The organism is Zestomonas carbonaria (genome assembly GCF_904061905.1).
In the GTDB taxonomy this organism is placed as follows: Bacteria; Pseudomonadota; Gammaproteobacteria; order Pseudomonadales; family Pseudomonadaceae; genus Aquipseudomonas; species Aquipseudomonas carbonaria.
In genome coordinates, this window is record NZ_CAJFCI010000114.1 from 1 (window position 1) to 241 (window position 241).

Below are 241 nucleotides of genomic sequence, written 5' to 3' on the forward strand. Positions count from 1 at the left end.
GCCCATGGAGATGTTGGTGACCCGTTCGAGGATCACCTCGACCACCACCGGCACGCGGTGCTGCTGCATCAGCTCGCGGGCCTGGGCGAAGGCGCTCTGTAGCTCGTTCGGGTCGAACACGCGGATCGCCTTGCAACCAAGGCCCTCGACCACCGCGACGTGGTCGACGCCATAGCCGCCGAGCTCCGGCGCGTTGACGTTGTCGAACGACAACTGCACGCAGTAGTCGATCTCGAAGCCG

Annotated in this window: 1 protein-coding gene; it reads right to left on the reverse strand. The window is 65.6% G+C overall.

All coding sequences use genetic code 11. From position 1 onward, the window contains the following. Positions 1–241: thiamine pyrophosphate-dependent enzyme (locus PSEWESI4_RS24915; RefSeq protein WP_235979014.1), on the reverse strand; the 241-nt coding region annotated here is incomplete at both ends.